11 protein-coding genes are annotated in these 17,560 nt (G+C 63.3%); 8 read left to right on the forward strand and 3 right to left on the reverse strand.

From position 1 onward, the window contains the following. Positions 1 to 25 precede the first annotated feature (25 nt). The 8 genes from QM996_RS14735 to QM996_RS14770 all read left to right on the forward strand — a co-directional run bounded on the left by QM996_RS14735 (position 26) and on the right by QM996_RS14770 (position 13,590). Complete coding sequence (locus tag QM996_RS14735; RefSeq protein WP_500268110.1) at positions 26 to 1,432, forward strand: vWA domain-containing protein; 1,407 nt, start codon at positions 26 to 28, stop codon at positions 1,430 to 1,432. Between the two features lie 204 nt (positions 1,433 to 1,636). Then, positions 1,637 to 4,099: a glycogen/starch/alpha-glucan phosphorylase gene (locus QM996_RS14740; protein ID WP_500270321.1), complete on the forward strand. Its 2,463-nt coding sequence runs from the start codon at positions 1,637 to 1,639 to the stop codon at positions 4,097 to 4,099. Further along, complete coding sequence (gene glgB, locus QM996_RS14745) at positions 4,096 to 6,306, forward strand: 1,4-alpha-glucan-branching protein (protein ID WP_500268111.1); 2,211 nt, start codon at positions 4,096 to 4,098, stop codon at positions 6,304 to 6,306. Before QM996_RS14740 ends, glgB begins: the two co-directional genes overlap by 4 nt. Before the next feature lie 120 nt (positions 6,307 to 6,426). Beyond that, complete coding sequence (gene glgC, locus QM996_RS14750) at positions 6,427 to 7,689, forward strand: glucose-1-phosphate adenylyltransferase (protein ID WP_173520349.1); 1,263 nt, start codon at positions 6,427 to 6,429, stop codon at positions 7,687 to 7,689. Positions 7,690 to 7,700: 11 nt separating this feature from the next. Then, positions 7,701 to 9,143, forward strand: a complete 1,443-nt coding sequence (gene glgA / locus QM996_RS14755; protein ID WP_500268112.1) for a glycogen synthase — start codon at positions 7,701 to 7,703, stop codon at positions 9,141 to 9,143. 6 nt (positions 9,144 to 9,149) lie between these two features. Further along, positions 9,150 to 10,778 (forward strand): phosphoglucomutase, encoded by a 1,629-nt coding sequence (locus tag QM996_RS14760; protein ID WP_500268113.1) that lies wholly within the window; start codon positions 9,150 to 9,152, stop codon positions 10,776 to 10,778. A gap of 284 nt (positions 10,779 to 11,062) precedes the next feature. After that, a complete protein-coding gene (gene glgX / locus QM996_RS14765; protein WP_500268114.1) occupies positions 11,063 to 13,027 on the forward strand; it encodes a glycogen debranching protein in 1,965 nt (654 codons plus the stop codon). A gap of 74 nt (positions 13,028 to 13,101) precedes the next feature. Next, entirely contained in the window at positions 13,102 to 13,590 is a 489-nt protein-coding gene (locus tag QM996_RS14770; protein WP_173520345.1) for a MaoC family dehydratase, read from the forward strand. Between the two features lie 106 nt (positions 13,591 to 13,696). Here QM996_RS14770 and soxG read toward each other — a convergent pair whose 3' ends face one another. From soxG to QM996_RS14785, 3 genes are read right to left on the reverse strand one after another with little or no spacing between them, the layout of a single operon-like run. After that, a complete protein-coding gene (gene soxG / locus QM996_RS14775) occupies positions 13,697 to 14,248 on the reverse strand; it encodes an aminomethyltransferase family protein (protein ID WP_500268115.1) in 552 nt (183 codons plus the stop codon). After that, positions 14,241 to 17,234, reverse strand: coding sequence for a sarcosine oxidase subunit alpha (locus tag QM996_RS14780; RefSeq protein WP_500268116.1), 2,994 nt, complete (start codon positions 17,232 to 17,234; stop codon positions 14,241 to 14,243). The genes soxG and QM996_RS14780 overlap by 8 nt, the downstream gene beginning before the upstream one ends. Beyond that, positions 17,231 to 17,551 (reverse strand): sarcosine oxidase subunit delta, encoded by a 321-nt coding sequence (locus QM996_RS14785; RefSeq protein WP_500268117.1) that lies wholly within the window; start codon positions 17,549 to 17,551, stop codon positions 17,231 to 17,233. The genes QM996_RS14780 and QM996_RS14785 overlap by 4 nt, the downstream gene beginning before the upstream one ends. Positions 17,552 to 17,560: the final 9 nt, after the last annotated feature.

The following is a 17,560-nucleotide window of genomic DNA, read 5'->3' on the forward strand; positions in this document are numbered from 1 at the left end:
CTGAATTCCGTTAAAATTGCAGCGATTGTCGGAACGATATCGTAAGCCATCGACGCTATTTGTGCCCCCAAGCTTGCAACGTGTTCCTCTGGGGTGTGCAAAGATGGGAAGACGATACACGGTAGGCCGGTCCCTTGTGGCGATGCTCAAGGACCGGGGTGGTAATTTCGGTATCATGGCGGCGCTTGCAACGCCATTGCTGTTGGCGGCCGGCGGCGTCGCCGTCGACTTGGCCAGCATGATGACGGCCAAGAACCAGATGCAGGATGCAGCCGACGCGGCGGCGCTCGCGGCGGCCTCTTCACTGGTCTCAAAGGATCCGCCAACGATCGCCAAGGCAAAGGAAATTGCCTTGAATTTCCTGAAGGCGCAGTCGGGAACGAGCTCGACGGATGTACCCGGGGGCACCGATGGCAGCAACGTGGGCAACGGCAGTCCTTCGCCGACGGATACTCAGACCCAGCCGACGATCGACATAACCTCGACAAAGGTCGGTACGAGCGACACGGCCTTCAAGGTCACCGTCGTCAACAAGCAGACGCTTCAATTCAATCCGATGACACAACTGCTGGGGCAAAAATCCATTAATCTGGAGACGGTCGCCGTCGCCGAAAGCGCGACAGAAACCAAGAACGCCATGTCGATGTACCTCGTCCTCGATCGCTCGGGCTCGATGGCGTTCGCGACGAACGTTGAGAAGAAGCCGACGACCAGCTGCATCAACTGGAACGCGCAAAATTGGGGTAGCAACGTCAAGCCGTCGACGCCCTGCATGATCGACAAGACCACGACCTTGAAGTCTGCGGTTGAGACGTTGTTGAAGCCGCTGGCTGCGATGGATCCCGACAACAGGTATGTGCGCGCCGGTGCCGTGTCCTATAGTAGTTCGGTCTTCGCGGAAGAAAAAGTCGATTGGGGTACCACGAAGGTCAGCACTTATGTCCAAGCTCTGAAGGCGAATGGCGGAACGGATTCGAGCGGCGCCTTCGAGAAGGCCGTCACGGCTCTCAAAAGCGGCACCGAAGAGAATGAACACAAGGCGAAGAACGGACTTACTCCGCAGAAGTACATCGTCTTCATGACCGATGGAGCGAACACCCACCTTAACGGAATGGCCCTGCCGCTTCCCAAGCCGGAACTGGACAAGTACGGGAAACCGAAGCCGGAACTGCCGTATGACCGCGCCACCTATACCCCCGTGGACAACGCCTCCGACACCGCGACACTCACGCAGTGCGAGAATGCGAAGAAGGCCGGCATTCGAGTCTTCACCATCGCCTTCATGGCACCGAACCAGGGAAAATCGGTGCTTGACCGATGCGCCAGCAGCGCGGCCGACTTCAAGTCGCCGGAGAATGCCGCGGCGCTGGTCAAAGACTTCGGCGACATCGGAGCCACGACCTCCGGCAAGATGGCACGTCTGACGAAGTAACATCGACCGTATCAATACCATGCCGCCCGGTTCGCCGGGCGGCATTTTGCGTTTCGAGAGGACACGTCCTCCACCGTTTGAGACAATTCTAATCCATTTAAAAACATCTGTTGCAAGCGCTTCGGATCGATGCATAAATTGCCCTATCCCCGGTCGGTTCCGGCCTGCGACCTCCCAACGCAAAAGGGTAAAGACAGTTTCATGATGAACAGGCTCTCCACCAACGAAGTGCCGCAACCCGCCCCAAGGTCGTCTGAACCTGGCCAGCTCGCCGTCGAAATCCTCGAACGTCTGAAGTATCGTATCGGCAAGGATCCGAAGGTCGCGAAGCCGCACGACTGGCTGACGGCGGCGATCCTGGTCGCCCGCGACCGCATCACCGACAAGTGGATGGATTCCACCCGGAAGACCTACGCGACCGGTGCCAAGCGGGTCTATTACCTGTCGCTCGAATTCCTCATCGGCCGGCTGATGCGCGACGCGATGACCAATATCGGCCTGATGGACGAGATGCGCGACGCACTCGCTTCTCTCGGCGTCGATATCGACGTCATCGCCGAGCTCGAGCCGGACGCAGCACTCGGCAACGGCGGTCTCGGCCGTCTCGCCGCCTGTTTCATGGAATCGATGGCGACCGTCGACGTGCCCGCCTATGGCTACGGCATCCGCTATATGCACGGCCTGTTCCGCCAGCAGATGGCCGATGGCTGGCAGGTGGAACTGCCGGAGACCTGGCTCGCCCACGGCAATCCCTGGGAATTCGAGCGGCGTGAAAGCTCCTACGAGATCGGCTTCGGTGGCGTGGTCGAAACGGCCAACATCGACGAGGAAATCCAGCGCTTTGTGTGGAAGCCGGCCGAGCGCGTCATCGCCACCGCCTTCGACACGCCCGCCGTCGGCTGGCGGGCAAAGCGCGTCAACACGCTTCGCCTCTGGACGGCGCAGCCGATCGACCCGATCCTGCTTGCGGCCTTCAACGCCGGCGACCACATCGGCGCATTGCGCGAGAGCAACAAGGCGGAAAGCCTGACCCGCGTGCTCTATCCCGCCGACGCGACGCCGGCTGGTCAGGAACTGCGGCTGCGCCAGGAATATTTCTTCTCATCCGCCTCGCTGCAGGACATCCTGCGCCGGCACCTGCAGCAATATCCGGATTTCAACTCGCTGCCGGACGCCGTTGCCATTCAGTTGAACGACACCCACCCGGCCATTTCCGTGGCCGAGCTGGTGCGGTTGCTCACCGACGTGCACGGCCTCGATTTCGAGCAGGCCTGGGACATCACCCGCCGCACGATCTCCTACACCAACCATACGCTTCTGCCGGAAGCGCTCGAAAGCTGGCCGGTGCCGCTCATCGAACGGCTGCTGCCGCGCCACATGCAGATCGTCTATGCGATCAACGCCAAGATCCTGATCGAGGCGCGCAAGCAGAAGGGCGCCACCGACGATGAGATCCGCAATATCTCGCTGATCGACGAGAGCGGCGAGCGCCGGGTGCGCATGGGTAACCTCGCCTTCGTCGGCTCGCACTCGATCAACGGCGTTTCGGCGCTGCATACGGAGCTGATGAAGGAAACGGTCTTTGCCGACCTCCACAAGCTCTACCCTGAACGCATCAACAACAAGACCAACGGCATCACCCCGCGCCGCTGGCTGATGCAGTGCAATCCGGGGCTCTTCGGGCTGATCCGTGACGCGATCGGCGATGAGTTCATGGACAATACCGAGGCACTGCAGGCGCTCGATGCCTTCGCCGGCAAGGCGGATTTCCAGGAGCATTTCGCTGCCGTCAAGCGTGCGAACAAGGTCCGCCTCGCCCAGCTCGTCCAGAGCCGGCTCGGCATCAGGCTCGATCCGTCGGCGATGTTCGACATCCAGATCAAGCGCATCCACGAATACAAGCGCCAGCTCCTCAACATCGTCGAAGCCGTCGCGCTCTACGACCAGATCCGCTCGCATCCGGAGCTGGACTGGGTGCCGCGCGTCAAGCTCTTTGCCGGCAAGGCGGCGCCGAGCTATCACAACGCCAAGCTGATCATCAAACTTGCCAATGATGTCGCCCGGGTCGTCAACAACGATCCTGCGGTGCGCGGCCTGCTCAAGATCGTCTTCGTGCCGAACTACAACGTCTCGCTCGCCGAGATCATGGTTCCGGCCGCCGATCTGTCCGAGCAGATCTCGACCGCGGGCATGGAAGCCTCGGGCACCGGCAACATGAAATTCGCGCTGAACGGGGCGCTGACGATCGGCACGCTCGACGGCGCCAATGTCGAGATGCGCGACTGGATCGGCGAGGAAAACATCAAGATCTTCGGCATGACCGCCGAGGAAGTGGCAAAGGCGCGTGCCGAGGGCCACAATCCGCGCGCCATCATCGAGGGCTCGCCCGAACTGTCGCAGGCCCTCCAGGCGATCGCCTCCGGCGTCTTCTCGCCCGATGACCGCAACCGTTTCTCCGGCCTCATCGACGGCATCTACAATCATGACTGGTTCATGGTTGCCGCCGATTTCGAAGCCTATGCCAAAGCGCAGCGGGAGATCGACCAGCTCTGGACGAACCCATCCGACTGGTATGCGCAGGCGATCCGCAACACCGCACGGATGGGTTGGTTCTCGTCCGATCGCACCATCCGGCAATATGCCGGGGAAATCTGGAGAGCTGGATGACGCCTTCGGCCGGCAAGGACCCGGAACCCGCAGCTTCAGGTCTGCTGTCAGCGCCGGATATCGCGGCCATTCTTTCGGGTACGCACGATGATCCTTTCGCGGTCCTCGGCGTACACCCCGCCGGCAAGGCCATCCTTGCCCGCTGCTTCATCCCCGATGCCGAGACCGTGGCGGTGGAAACGCTCTCGGGCAAAGAGCTCGGCACGCTCGAACGGCGTGACGATGCCGGCTTCTTCGAAGGTCCCATCTCTCTGAAGAAACCCCAGCCCGTGCGCTATCGCGCCCGCAACCAGGGCGGCGAATGGATCGTTATCGACCCCTACAGCTTCGGCCCGGTCCTCGGGCCGATGGACGACTATTACATCCGCGAAGGTTCACACCTCCGGCTCTTCGACAAGATGGGCGCGCATCCGATCCATCACGATGGCGCCGACGGCTATCACTTTGCCGTCTGGGCGCCCAATGCCAAGCGCGTTTCCGTCGTCGGGCAATTCAATAATTGGGATGGCCGGCGCCACGTCATGCGGCTGCGTGCTGACACCGGCATCTGGGAGATCTTCATTCCCGGCGTCGAGGCCGGCCTTGCTTACAAATACGAGATCCTCGACCGCAGTGGCACGCTGCTGCCGCTCAAGGCCGATCCTTTTGCCCGCAGGTCCGAGCTTCGTCCCAACACCGCTTCGGTGACGACGCCGGAAATCGCGCAAACCTGGGAGGACGAGGCGCATCGCAAGCACTGGGCGACGGTCGACGCGCGGCGGCAACCAATCTCGATCTACGAGGTCCATGCCGGCTCCTGGCAGCGCCGCGACAATGGCGAGATGCTCTCCTGGGACGAACTTGCCGACCGGCTGATCCCCTATTGCGTCGAAATGGGCTTCACCCACATCGAGTTCCTGCCGATCTCCGAGTTTCCCTTCGATCCGTCCTGGGGCTACCAGACGACCGGCCTCTATGCACCGACCGCCCGCTTCGGCGAGCCTGAGGGTTTTGCCCGTTTCGTGAACGGCTGCCACAAGGTCGGCATCGGCGTCATCCTCGACTGGGTGCCGGCGCATTTCCCGACGGACGAGCACGGGCTTCGCTGGTTCGACGGCACCGCGCTCTACGAGCACGAAGACCCGCGCCAGGGCTTCCACCCCGACTGGAACACGGCGATCTACAATTTCGGCCGCCAGGAGGTGCTGTCCTACCTCGTCAACAACGCGCTCTACTGGGCCGAGAAGTTCCATGTCGACGGGCTGCGCGTCGATGCGGTCGCCTCGATGCTCTACCTCGACTATTCGCGCAAGCACGGCGAATGGGTGCCGAACGAGTATGGCGGCAACGAGAACCTCGAAGCGGTTCGCTTCCTGCAGACGATGAACACCCAGATCTACGGCATCCACCAGGGCATCCTGACGATCGCCGAGGAATCGACCTCCTGGCCGAAGGTATCCCATCCGGTTCATGCTGGCGGCCTGGGTTTCGGCTTCAAGTGGAACATGGGCTTCATGCACGACACGCTGCAATACCTGTCGCGCGAACCGGTGCACCGCAAGTTCCACCACAACGACCTGACCTTCGGCCTGCTCTACGCCTTTAGCGAAAATTTCGTGCTGCCGCTCTCCCATGACGAAGTGGTGCATGGCAAAGGCTCGCTGATCGCCAAGATGGCCGGCGACGACTGGCAGAAGTTCGCCAATCTCAGGGCCTATTACGCCTTCATGTGGGGCTATCCCGGCAAGAAGCTTTTGTTCATGGGCCAGGAATTCGCGCAATGGCGCGAGTGGTCCGAGGACCGCGCACTCGACTGGAACCTGCTCGAATACCACCTGCACGAAGGCATGCGCCGGCTGGTGCGTGACCTCAACGGCACCTATCGCGCCAAGCCCGCCCTGCATGCGCGCGATTGCGAAGGCGATGGCTTCGAGTGGCTGCTTGCCGACGACCGCGACAATTCGGTCTTCGCCTGGCTGCGCAAGGCGCCCGGTGAAAAGCTCGTCGCCGTCATCACCAATTTCACGCCCGTCTACCGGGAGAGCTACGCCATCCCGCTGCCGGTCCAGGGTCGCTGGAAGGAGATCCTCAACACCGACGCGGAAATCTACGGAGGAAGCGGCAAGGGCAACGGCGGCGCCGTCTACGCCGAGAAGAGCACTACGGGAGCGACAATCGCCAACATCACGCTGCCGCCTCTGGCGACACTGATGCTGGAGCAGGAGTAGATTTCATAAGGTCCGCCAGCCGAAATCGGCAGGCGGCATGAGACTGTAAGATTCGAGGGTCGCAAGGCGTCGCCAAAAGCCGCCGTGACGACCCCGGAAGTCAATGATTGGGGAGGACAAATGGTGGAAAAGCGTACGCAACCTCTGGCACGTGATGCCATGGCCTATGTTCTCGCTGGCGGTCGCGGCAGTCGCCTCAAGGAGCTGACCGACCGACGGGCGAAGCCGGCGGTCTATTTCGGCGGCAAGGCCCGTATCATCGACTTCGCGCTTTCAAACGCGCTGAATTCCGGTATCCGCCGCATCGGCGTCGCCACCCAATACAAGGCGCATTCCCTGATTCGCCACCTGCAGCGCGGCTGGAACTTCTTCCGTCCGGAACGAAACGAAAGCTTCGACATCCTGCCTGCCAGCCAGCGCGTTTCCGAGACGCAATGGTACGAAGGCACCGCCGACGCCGTCTACCAGAACATCGACATCATCGAAGACCACGGCGTCGAATACATGGTCATCCTCGCCGGTGACCACATCTACAAGATGGACTATGAATTGATGCTGCAGCAGCACGTCGATTCCGGCGCCGACGTCACCATCGGCTGCCTCGAAGTGCCGCGCATGGAGGCGACCGGCTTCGGCGTCATGCATGTCGACGACAAGGATCGCATCATCGCCTTCGTCGAGAAACCGGCCGATCCGCCCGGCATCCCCGGCAATCCCGACATGGCGCTCGCCTCCATGGGCATCTATGTCTTCCACACGAAGTTCCTGATGGATCTTCTGCGCCGCGACGCTGCCGATCCGAAATCGAGCCGCGACTTCGGCAAGGACATCATCCCCTACATCGTCGACAACGGCAAAGCGGTCGCGCACCGCTTTACCCAGTCCTGCGTGCGCTCCGATTTCGAGCGCGAGGCCTATTGGCGCGACGTCGGCACCATCGACGCCTATTGGCAGGCCAATATCGACCTCACCCATGTGACGCCGGAACTCGACATCTACGACAGCACCTGGCCGATCTGGACTTTCGCGGAGATCAAGCCGCCGGCAAAGTTCGTGCATGACGATGAAAACCGCCGCGGCTCGGCGACCTCATCGCTCATCTCCGGCGACTGCATCATCTCGGGCGCAGCACTCAACCGCAGCCTGTTATTCACAGGCGTCAGGGTAAATTCATATTCCCGTCTGGAGAATGCCGTAGTTCTTCCCGATGTGAAGATCGGTCGCCATGCGACGCTGCGTAACGTGGTCATCGACAGCCGTGTCGTGATCCCGGAGGGCCTCGTCGTCGGCGACGATCCGGAGCTCGATGCCAAGCGTTTCCGGCGCTCGGAAAACGGTGTCTGCCTGATCACGCAAACGATGATCGACAAGCTGGGGATGTAGGTCTGCCTTCCATGAATGTCCTGTCCGTTGCGTCCGAAGTCTATCCGCTGGTCAAGACCGGGGGGCTCGCCGATGTCGCCGGCGCGCTCCCGACAGCGCTTGCGCCGCACGGCATCAAGACCCGCACTCTCCTGCCCGGCTATCCCGCCGTGCTGCAGAAGCTGAAGAAGAAAAAGAAGGTCGGCGCCTTCGAGAACCTGTTCGGTAATCCGGCCACGATCCTCGCCGCTGAGATCGATGGCCTGGATCTCCTGGTTCTCGACCAGCCGGCGCTCTACCAGCGAGACGGCGGTCCCTATGTCGATGCGACCGGCCGTGACTATGCCGACAACTTCCGTCGCTTCGCCGCACTCTCGCTTGCAGCAGCCGAGGTCGCCGCCGGCGATGTCGTCCCCGGCTGGAAACCCGATATCGTCCACGCCCATGACTGGCAGACGGCGCTGACGCCGGTCTACATGCATTTTGGCCGCGCCCCCGCGACGCCTACGGTCATGACCATCCACAACATCGCCTTTCAGGGCCAGTTCGGCGCCTCGGTCTTTCCCGAGCTGGCTCTTCCTCCGGAAGCCTTCTCGATGCAGTTCGTCGAGTATTACGGCGATGTCGGCTTCCTGAAGGGCGGGATGCAGACGGCAAGCGCGATCACCACCGTCAGCCCCTCCTATGCCCAGGAGATCCTGACGCCCGAATTCGGCATGGGTCTCGAGGGTCTGTTGAAGAGCCGAGTCTCCGACTTGAGCGGCATCGTCAACGGCATCGACGCCGACATCTGGAACCCGCAGACCGACCCGCATATTGCGCAGCATTTCAGTGCGACGACCTTGAAGCAGCGCGTCGGCAACCGGCGTGCCCTGGAAGAACGCTTCGGACTCGAGAAGGGCAACGGGCCGATCTTCTGCGTCGTCAGCCGGCTCACCTGGCAGAAGGGCATGGACCTCGTCGCCGAGGTCGCGGATGAAATCGTCGCGATGGGTGCCAAGCTCGTCGTGCTCGGCTCCGGCGATGCGGCGCTCGAGGGTGCGCTTCTGGCGGCCGCCTCCCGTCACCGTGGCCATATCGGCATGGTCACCGGCTACAACGAGCCGCTGTCGCATCTGATGCAGGCAGGCTCGGACGCGATCCTTATCCCGTCGCGCTTCGAACCCTGCGGCCTGACCCAGCTCTACGGCCTGCGCTACGGCTGCGTGCCGGTCGTCGCCCGCACGGGCGGACTGGCCGATACGATCATCGACGCCAACGAGGCCGGGCTTTCGGCCAAGGTCGCCACCGGCTTCCAGTTCACCCCCGTCACCGCCGACGGGTTGCGGCTTGCGGTGAGGCGCGTATTGCGCGCATACAACGAACCCAAGGTCTGGGCGCGAATTCAGACCCAGGGCATGAAATCGGACGTTTCGTGGGCCACAAGTGCCGAGCGTTACGTCTCTCTATATTCCGGTCTTCTCGGGAAAGGTTAAGTCAGCATGATAAGAACGGTTACCACAACCCCCTATGGCGACCAGAAACCTGGCACGTCAGGGCTGCGCAAGAAGGTCCCGGTCTTCCAGCAGAAGAACTATGCCGAGAACTTCATCCAGTCGATCTTCGATTCGCTCGAAGGCTTTCAGGGCGAAACACTGGTGATCGGCGGCGACGGCCGCTACTACAACCGCGAAGTCATCCAGATCGCCATCAAGATGGCGGCAGCCAACGGCTTCGGCCGCGTGCTCGTCGGCCGCGGCGGCATCCTGTCGACGCCGGCCGCCTCCAATGTTATCCGCAAGTACAAGGCCTTCGGCGGTATCGTGCTTTCGGCCAGCCACAATCCCGGCGGCCCGACCGAAGATTTTGGCATCAAGTACAATATCGGCAATGGCGGCCCGGCACCGGAAAAGGTCACTGACGCGATCTTTGCGCGCAGCAAGGTGATCGACAGCTACAAGATCGCCGACGTCAGGGATATCAACCTCGACCTCGAAGGCACGCAGGAGATCGAAGGCATGACCGTGACGGTCATCGATCCCGTCGCCGACTATGCCGAACTGATGGAGAGCCTGTTCGATTTCGCGGCCATCCGCAAGCTGATCGGCGGCGGCTTCCGCGTCGTCTTCGACGCGATGAGCGCGGTCACCGGCCCCTATGCCAAGGAGATCATCGAGAAACGCCTCGGCGCGCCCAAGGGCTCGGTAATGAACTTCATGCCGCTGCCGGACTTCGGCGGCCACCATCCGGACCCGAACTTGGTGCATGCCCGCGCGCTCTACGAGACGATGATGGCGCCTGACGCACCGGACTTCGGCGCAGCATCGGATGGCGACGGCGACCGCAACCTGATCATCGGCCGCGGCATCTTCATCACCCCTTCGGACAGCCTGGCGATGCTCGCCGCCAACGCGCATCTGGCGCCCGGTTACGCCAAGGGCCTCGCCGGCATCGCCCGCTCGATGCCGACCAGCGGTGCGGCCGACCGCGTCGCCGAGAAGCTCGGCATCGGCCTCTACGAGACGCCGACCGGCTGGAAGTTCTTCGGCAACCTGCTCGACGAAGGCATGGCGACGATTTGCGGCGAAGAAAGCGCCGGCACCGGCTCCAACCACGTGCGCGAGAAGGACGGCCTCTGGGCTGTCTTGCTCTGGCTCAACATCCTCGCCGTGCGCAAGGAAAGCGCCCTCGACATCGTCCAGAAGCATTGGGCGACCTACGGCCGCAACTACTACTCGCGCCATGACTACGAGGAGGTCGATACCGACGCGGCCAACGGCCTGATCGCCAACCTGCGCGACCAGCTCGCCACGCTTCCAGGCAAGTCCTTCGGCGCGCTCACGGTCGCAACATCAGACGACTTCGCCTATAACGATCCGGTCGACCACTCGATCAGCAAGAACCAGGGCATCCGCATCCTCTTCGAGGGCGGCTCCCGCGTCGTCTTCCGCCTCTCCGGCACCGGCACTTCGGGCGCGACACTGCGCGTCTACATCGAGCGCTTCGAGCCGGACCCGGCGCGTCACGACATCGAGACGCAGGAAGCACTCGCCGATCTCATCGCGGTTGCCGACGAGATCGCCGGCATCAAGACGCGCACCGGCCGCACCGAGCCGAGCGTCATTACCTGAGATACAGCGTTGTCGGGGCCGCTTCATGCGGCCCTTTTTCATTTGCCGCTTACCCCCCTCTGCCCTGCCGGGCATCTCCCCCACAAGGGGGGAGATCGATTCGCGGCACGGCTTTGCCCTAAGATGGCATTGACGTCGTAGGGCCCATCACCCGCGCACCAATACAATCGGTTTGCTGGTGGAATGGGAGGCTGCCACGGGCCGATCTCCCCCCTTGTGGGGGAGATGCCCGGCAGGGCAGAGGGGGGTATCCCACCACACCTTCGACACAGAGGGCCGCCTTCATGCCGACCACCGGATTGCCACCCCTCGGTGCCACGATCACCGCAGAAGGCACGCAGTTTGCCGTCTGGTCGCGCAACGCCGCCCGCATCGACCTCTGCCTTTTCGACAAGACCGGCGCCCGGCAATTGCGGCAGTTACCCATGCTGCGGAACGGCGACGTCCACACGCTGACGGTTGCCGACGCCCCGAAGGGAACGCGCTACGGCTTTCGCTCCGACGGCGTCTATTCGCCCGATCATGGTCTCTGGTTCGATCCCTCCAAGCTGCTGGTCGATCCCTATGCGATCGAACTCGACCGGCCTTTCCGGCATGATCCGCGCCTGACGATCTTTGGCGAGGACACCGCCGATCTCGTGCCGAAGGCCATCGTCACCGAAGTGAAGGCAGCCAAAGTGAAGGCGCCGCTCTTTCGCGCCGGCGGCCTCATCTACGAGATCGCCGTCAAGCCCTTCACCATTCTGCATCCGGATGTCCCGAAGGCGAAGCGCGGCACCGTGGCGGCGCTCGCCGAGCCCGCCATCATCGAACATCTGAAGCGCCTCGGCGTCTCTGCGGTCGAATTGATGCCGATCGTCGCCTGGATCGACGAGCGCCATCTGCCGCCACTCGGGCTGAAGAACGGCTGGGGCTACAATCCGATCGCGCCGATGGCGCTCGACCCGCGACTGGTGCCGGGCGGCGTCAAGGAATTGCGCAAGACGGTCGAAACGCTGCACAAGGAAGGCATCGGCGTCATCCTCGACCTCGTCTTCAACCATTCCGGCGAGAGCGATCGCTTCGGCACCACGTTGTCGATGCGTGGCCTCGACAACCTCACCTATTACCGTCACGTCACCGACCAGCCGGGCGACCTCATCAACGACACCGGCTGCGGCAATACGATTGCCTGTGACCATCCGACCGTCGAGACGCTGATCCTCGACAGCCTGCGCCACTTCGTTCGCGCCGCCGGCGTCGATGGCTTCCGCTTCGACCTCGCCTCGATCCTCGGGCGCGACATGGGCGGTTTCCACCGCGATGCCAGGCTCTTCCAGGCGATATCGGCCGATCCACTGCTTGCCGACCGTGTGCTGATCGCCGAACCGTGGGATGTCGGCCCCGGCGGCTACCAGCTCGGCAATTTCCCCTCTCCCTTCCTCGAATGGAACGACCGCGCCCGCGACGACATCCGCATCTACTGGCGCGGCGACCGCCACGCGATCGGCGCTCTGGCAACGGCGCTTGCCGGTTCATCGGAGAGCTTCGCCCGCTGGGGCGAGAACGGCACGCGCACGGTCAATTTCATCGCCGCCCATGATGGCTTCACGCTCGCCGATATCGTCGCCTATGCCGGCAAGCACAACGAGGCCAACGGCGAGGAGAACCGCGACGGTCACAACGAGAACCACTCCTGGAACAATGGCGCCGAAGGTCCGACAACCGATCCGGAGATTCTGGCAGCCCGACGCCATGACGTGATGGCGCTCATCGGCACGCTGTTCTCCTCGCGCGGAACCATCATGCTGACGGCCGGTGACGAAGGCGGCCGAAGCCAGAGCGGCAACAACAACGCCTATTGCCAGGACAATGCCATCACCTGGCTCGACTGGACGGCGATGGATGACGAGATCGTCGCCCACACGGCGGCGCTGTCGGCAATGCGCCAACGCTTCGACGTGTTCGATCAGACCACGTTCCTGACCGGGAACGGCGATGTCGAATGGCGGCGCCTCGACGGGCAACCGATGACGACAGGCGACTGGGAACACCCGGCAACGGACAATCTGATGATGGTGCTGACCACCCGCGACCGTCTCCAGAAACGGACGACGCGCCTTGCCGTGATCGTCAATCGCAGCCACGCGCCGCATCCCTTCCGCCTGCCCGACAGCATCGACGGAAAGTGGCAAGATGCGCTGACGGCGTCATTCCCGGCCGATCATGTCGCGCCGCGCTCGGTCTCCTTCCTCGTCGAGGTTTTCTAAAGCTTTTCCACCACTTGCAGGTTGCAACGGGCGAGCCTATAGAACGCTCGGGGGGCTTGTTTCGAGGCGTTCACATGCTGCAGGACATTTCACTTTCTGAGATCAAGGGACTCGTCGGCAAGGAGGTCGGCGTTTCCGACTGGATCACGGTCACACAGGAAACGATCGACAAGTTCGCCGAGGCAACCGGCGACTATCAGTACATCCATGTCGACCCGGTCCGCGCCGCCGCCGAGACGCCGTTCGGCGGCACCATCGCGCACGGCTTCCTGTCGCTCTCGCTGCTCTCGGCGATGAACTACAATTGCCTGCCGAAGATCCGCGAGCAGACGATGGGCATCAACTACGGCTTCGAGAAGGTGCGCTTCGTTGCGCCGGTGAAGAGCGGCGCCAAGGTGCGCGGGCACTTCACCATGGCCGATGCCCGCTTCCGCGGCGCCAGCATGCTGATGATTACCTACGACGTCAGCGTTGAGATCGAAGGCGAACGCAAGCCGGCGCTGACGGCCACCTGGCAGACGATCATCCAGTTCGATCCCAAGGACCGGCCCGCCGATGCCTGAGCAGCGTGACCGGATCGTCCGATCCGGGACAGCCTTCTGGTACTTACGTTTCGCCTGAAAAATCGAAAGCCGGGGGACGCCTGCGAGCACCTCCCGGCCTTTGCATTCAATGGCTCGCGTCGGCAGCGCCTTCGGACAAGAGCCCGAAGACGAACGGCGAGAACGACCGCCAGCACTCGACACGGAACTGATCCTCAGCCGTACGGAAGAGGATGATCTCGGCCTTGCCGAAGATCGTGCGCGAGCAGGCGCCGACCGGAAAGATCGCCGGCGACAGATCCTGCGGGCAGCCGCTGTTGATCGCCACGTCCGCGCCCGGACCGCTGACGATGACGGCAACGTTGCGGTGCGAGATGTCCACGGCCGAATGCAGCGTACCGCTTGAGGCAGCGGCCGCCATCAGGTCGGCCTCGCTCTCGTCGATCACCAGCCACTCGTCTGGACCGATCCATAGCGCATGGCGTTGGCCGCTCGAGGCCGAGGTCTTCGGCCGCGTCGGCAGCGTCACGCCGAGCGCAGCCGAGAGTGCCGGCAGAGCATCGGCGCCGGCCCTGAGCGAGATGCGGGTTGCCGCCGGTGCCGGCGTCAGGATCGCCTCGGCCGAACCGCCGCGCGAGGTGAGCGCCGCCCTGCGGCTTGCAATTGCCTGGTCAGCCATGGAGGCGGCCCCCTTCCTTGTCAAAGAACACCATGTCGCTCACTTCGACGGCGATGGTGCGATCGGTCATCGGCACGTAGAGCGTCTGGCCGAGCCGCTCGCGGCCGCCGGCAACCATGGCCAGCGCGATCGAGCGACCGCAGTTTTCCGACCAATAGGACGACGTCACGTGACCGAGCATGGTCATCGGCTTCGGCTGGTTGGGATCGGCAACGATCTGCGCGCCTTCCTCCAGCACCACCTTCGGATCCTTGGTGAGAAGGCCGACCAGTTGCTTGCGCCCGGACTTGACGAGATCCGGCCGCTTCAGGCCGCGAATGCCGACGAAGTCGGGCTTCTTCTTCGAGACCGCCCAGGAGAGGCCGGCATCGTCGGGCGTCAGCGTGCCATCGGTATCCTGGCCGACAATGATGTAGCCCTTCTCGGCGCGCAGCACGTGCATGGTTTCCGTGCCATAGGCGCAGGCGCCCATCGGTTCGGCCCGCGCCCAGATCGCTTCCCAGACCGCCTGGCCGTAATCGGCAGGCACGTTGACTTCGAAGCCGAGTTCGCCGGTGAACGACATGCGGAAGAGCCGGGTCGGCACGCCGCAGATCTTGCCCTCGGCAACGCTCATATGCGGGAAGGCCTCGTTGGAAAGGTCGATGCCCTCGACGAGCGGCGCGATGATCTCGCGCGCCTTCGGACCCTGCACGGCGATGACGGCCCATTGCTCCGTGGTCGAGGTCAGCCACACCTTCAGATGCGGGAACTCGGTCTGCAGATAGTCTTCCATGTGGTTCATGACGCGCGGCGCACCGCCGGTCGTCGTTGTCACGTGGAAACGGTCCTCTGCCATGCGGCCGACCACGCCGTCGTCATAGACGAAGCCGTCGTCGCGCAGCATGATGCCGTAGCGGCAGCGGCCGGGCTTCAGATTGTCCCAGGCGTTGGTGTACATCAGATTGAGGAACTGGGCGGCGTCCGGGCCGACGACCTCGATCTTGCCGAGCGTCGAAGCGTCGAACACACCCGCGACATCACGCACCGTCTTGCATTCGCGCGCGACCGCCTCGTGCATGTCTTCGCCGGAGCGCGGATAGAACCAGGCACGCTTCCAGTTGCCGACATCCTCGAACTCGGCGCCATGCGCCTCCTCCCAGGCATGCATCGGCGTCTTGCGCGCCGGATCGAAGAGGGGCCCACGCGAATGGTTGACGATCGCACCGAAGGTCACCGGCGTGTAGGGCTGGCGGAAGGTGGTGAGACCCACCTGAGGGATGTCCTTGCCGAGCGCTTCTGCGGCAATCGCCAAGCCATGCATGTTGGAAAGCTTGCCCTGGTCGGACGCCATGCCGTTGGTGGTGAAGCGCTTGATGTGCTCGATCGAGTGCATGCCTTCACGCACCGCCAGACGAATGTCCTTGGCGCAGACGTCGTGCTGGAAGTCGATGAAGGCCTTGACGGTCGTGTCCGGCCCTGCGCCTTCCGCAGCGCCGATCATGCCGCCGGTCCAGCCGAAACGGTTTTCACCGGAAAGCGTCACCTGCGTTCCGCCTTCCGCACCGGCGGCGCGAGCCGTCAGTTCACCCGCGGCAAGCGCCTCATCGATCGTTGCCTGCAGGTCGTCGGTACCGTTGCAGGCGCCGATCGAAAGGCAATCCTGCAGGTAGGTGCCCGGTAGGAAGCGCTGCGTCGCCGCATCGAACTTCACCTTGCCGCGCGATTGCGAGAAGAGGTGCACCGACGGCGTCCAGCCGGCCGAGACCAGCAGCGCATCGACGGCGATCTTGCGCGCCGAGCCGCCGCCATTGCGGGCGACGCTGATCGAGTTCACCCGCAGCTTGCCACCGGCCTTGATGACCGAGTGCCCGGTCAGCACCTCGATGCCGAGCTTGCGCGCTTCGGCAAGCACTGCCTCGCCCGGATTTTCGCGGCAGTCGACGATGGCCGCCACCGAAACACCGGCGCGCTTCAGGTCGAAGGCGGCTTCGTAAGCCGAGTCATGGGCGGTGTAGACGCCGACCTTCGAGCCGACGGCGACGCCGAAATGGTTGAGATAGGTGCGGCCGGCCGAAGCGAGCATGATGCCCGGACGGTCGTTGTTGGCGAACACCATGTGTCGCTCGATCTGGCCGTTGGCGAGGATCACCTTCTTGGCGCGGACCTGCCACAGCCGCTCACGCGGCAGCGACTTGTCGAGCGCCGCCAGATGGTCGGTCACGCGTTCGACGAGGCCGACGAAATTGTGGTTGTAGTAGCCGAAGCCGGTCGTGCGGGTAAGCACGGTGACGTTGTCCATCTCGGCCAGCGTCCTCGCGGTCTCCTGCGCCCAGTCCCAACCGTCCTTGCCGTCGATCGTCGTGCCGCTTTCATAGCGAAGCGCGCCACCCATTTCCGGCTGCTCGTCGCAGATGATCACCTTGGCACCGGCCTTGGCGGCAGCGAGCGCGGCCGAGAGGCCGGCGAGGCCGCCACCGATGACGAGCACGTCGCAATGAGCGTAGCGGCTGGCATAATGATCCGGATCGGCTTCCGTCGGCGCGACGCCGAGACCGGCGGCACGGCGGATGAACGGTTCGTAGATCGCGTGCCAGGCAGCCTTCGGCCACATGAAGGTCTTGTAGTAGAAGCCGGCGGCGAAGAACGGCGATAGGAGATCGTTGAAGCCGCCGACGTCAAAGGCGAGCGACGGCCAGCGGTTCTGCGATTCCACCTTCATGCCGTCGAAGACTTCCTGCACCGTGGCGCGCACGTTCGGCTGGCGACGGGCGGCATCACGCGCGACGTCGATCAGCGCGTTCGGCTCCTCGGCACCGGCGGACAGAATGCCGCGCGGACGGTGATACTTGAACGAACGGCCGACGAGATGAATGCCGTTGGCGAGAAGCGCCGAGGCGACCGTGTCGCCCTCGAGCGCCGTCAGCGTGCGGCCGTCGAAGGTGAAGCGCGCGGTGCGTGCCGGTGTCAGGCGGCCGACGCCTGGAATGCGATTGGCCCCCATCATTTCGCGGCTCCCTTGTCCTGCTCGTTCTGAAGAATGGCTGATATGTCGGGCTTCGGCTCGCCACCCTTGTAGGTGGTGTAGAAGCGGTCGCTGACCGTGTCGCGGGCGGCGTTGAAGAAACGGCCGCAGCCATGGATATGGCGCCAGCGCTCGAAGATCAGACCCTTCGGGTTCTGACGCAGGAAGAAGTATTCCTCGAATTCCTCGTCGGTGATGTCGGCGATATTGGCCGGGCGGGCGATATGAGCGTCGCCGGCGCCGCGGAATTCGAGCTCGGAGCGCTCTTCCTCGCAATAGGGGCAGTAGATCAGAAGCATCTCGAAATC

This window comes from Sinorhizobium chiapasense (genome assembly GCF_045277575.1).
GTDB classification, from domain to species: Bacteria; Pseudomonadota; Alphaproteobacteria; order Rhizobiales; family Rhizobiaceae; genus Ensifer; species Ensifer chiapasense_A.

Coding starts and splice junctions, on each gene's coding strand:
- soxG (WP_500268115.1), bottom strand. CDS start 14,248: ATGGCTGACCAGGCAATTGCAAGCCGCAGGGCGGCGCTCACCTCGCGC.
- glgX (WP_500268114.1), top strand. CDS start 11,063: ATGCCGACCACCGGATTGCCACCCCTCGGTGCCACGATCACCGCAGAA.
- glgA (WP_500268112.1), top strand. CDS start 7,701: ATGAATGTCCTGTCCGTTGCGTCCGAAGTCTATCCGCTGGTCAAGACC.
- QM996_RS14780 (WP_500268116.1), bottom strand. CDS start 17,234: ATGATGGGGGCCAATCGCATTCCAGGCGTCGGCCGCCTGACACCGGCA.
- QM996_RS14740 (WP_500270321.1), top strand. CDS start 1,637: ATGAACAGGCTCTCCACCAACGAAGTGCCGCAACCCGCCCCAAGGTCG.
- QM996_RS14760 (WP_500268113.1), top strand. CDS start 9,150: ATGATAAGAACGGTTACCACAACCCCCTATGGCGACCAGAAACCTGGC.
- glgC (WP_173520349.1), top strand. CDS start 6,427: ATGGTGGAAAAGCGTACGCAACCTCTGGCACGTGATGCCATGGCCTAT.
- QM996_RS14785 (WP_500268117.1), bottom strand. CDS start 17,551: ATGCTTCTGATCTACTGCCCCTATTGCGAGGAAGAGCGCTCCGAGCTC.
- glgB (WP_500268111.1), top strand. CDS start 4,096: ATGACGCCTTCGGCCGGCAAGGACCCGGAACCCGCAGCTTCAGGTCTG.
- QM996_RS14770 (WP_173520345.1), top strand. CDS start 13,102: ATGCTGCAGGACATTTCACTTTCTGAGATCAAGGGACTCGTCGGCAAG.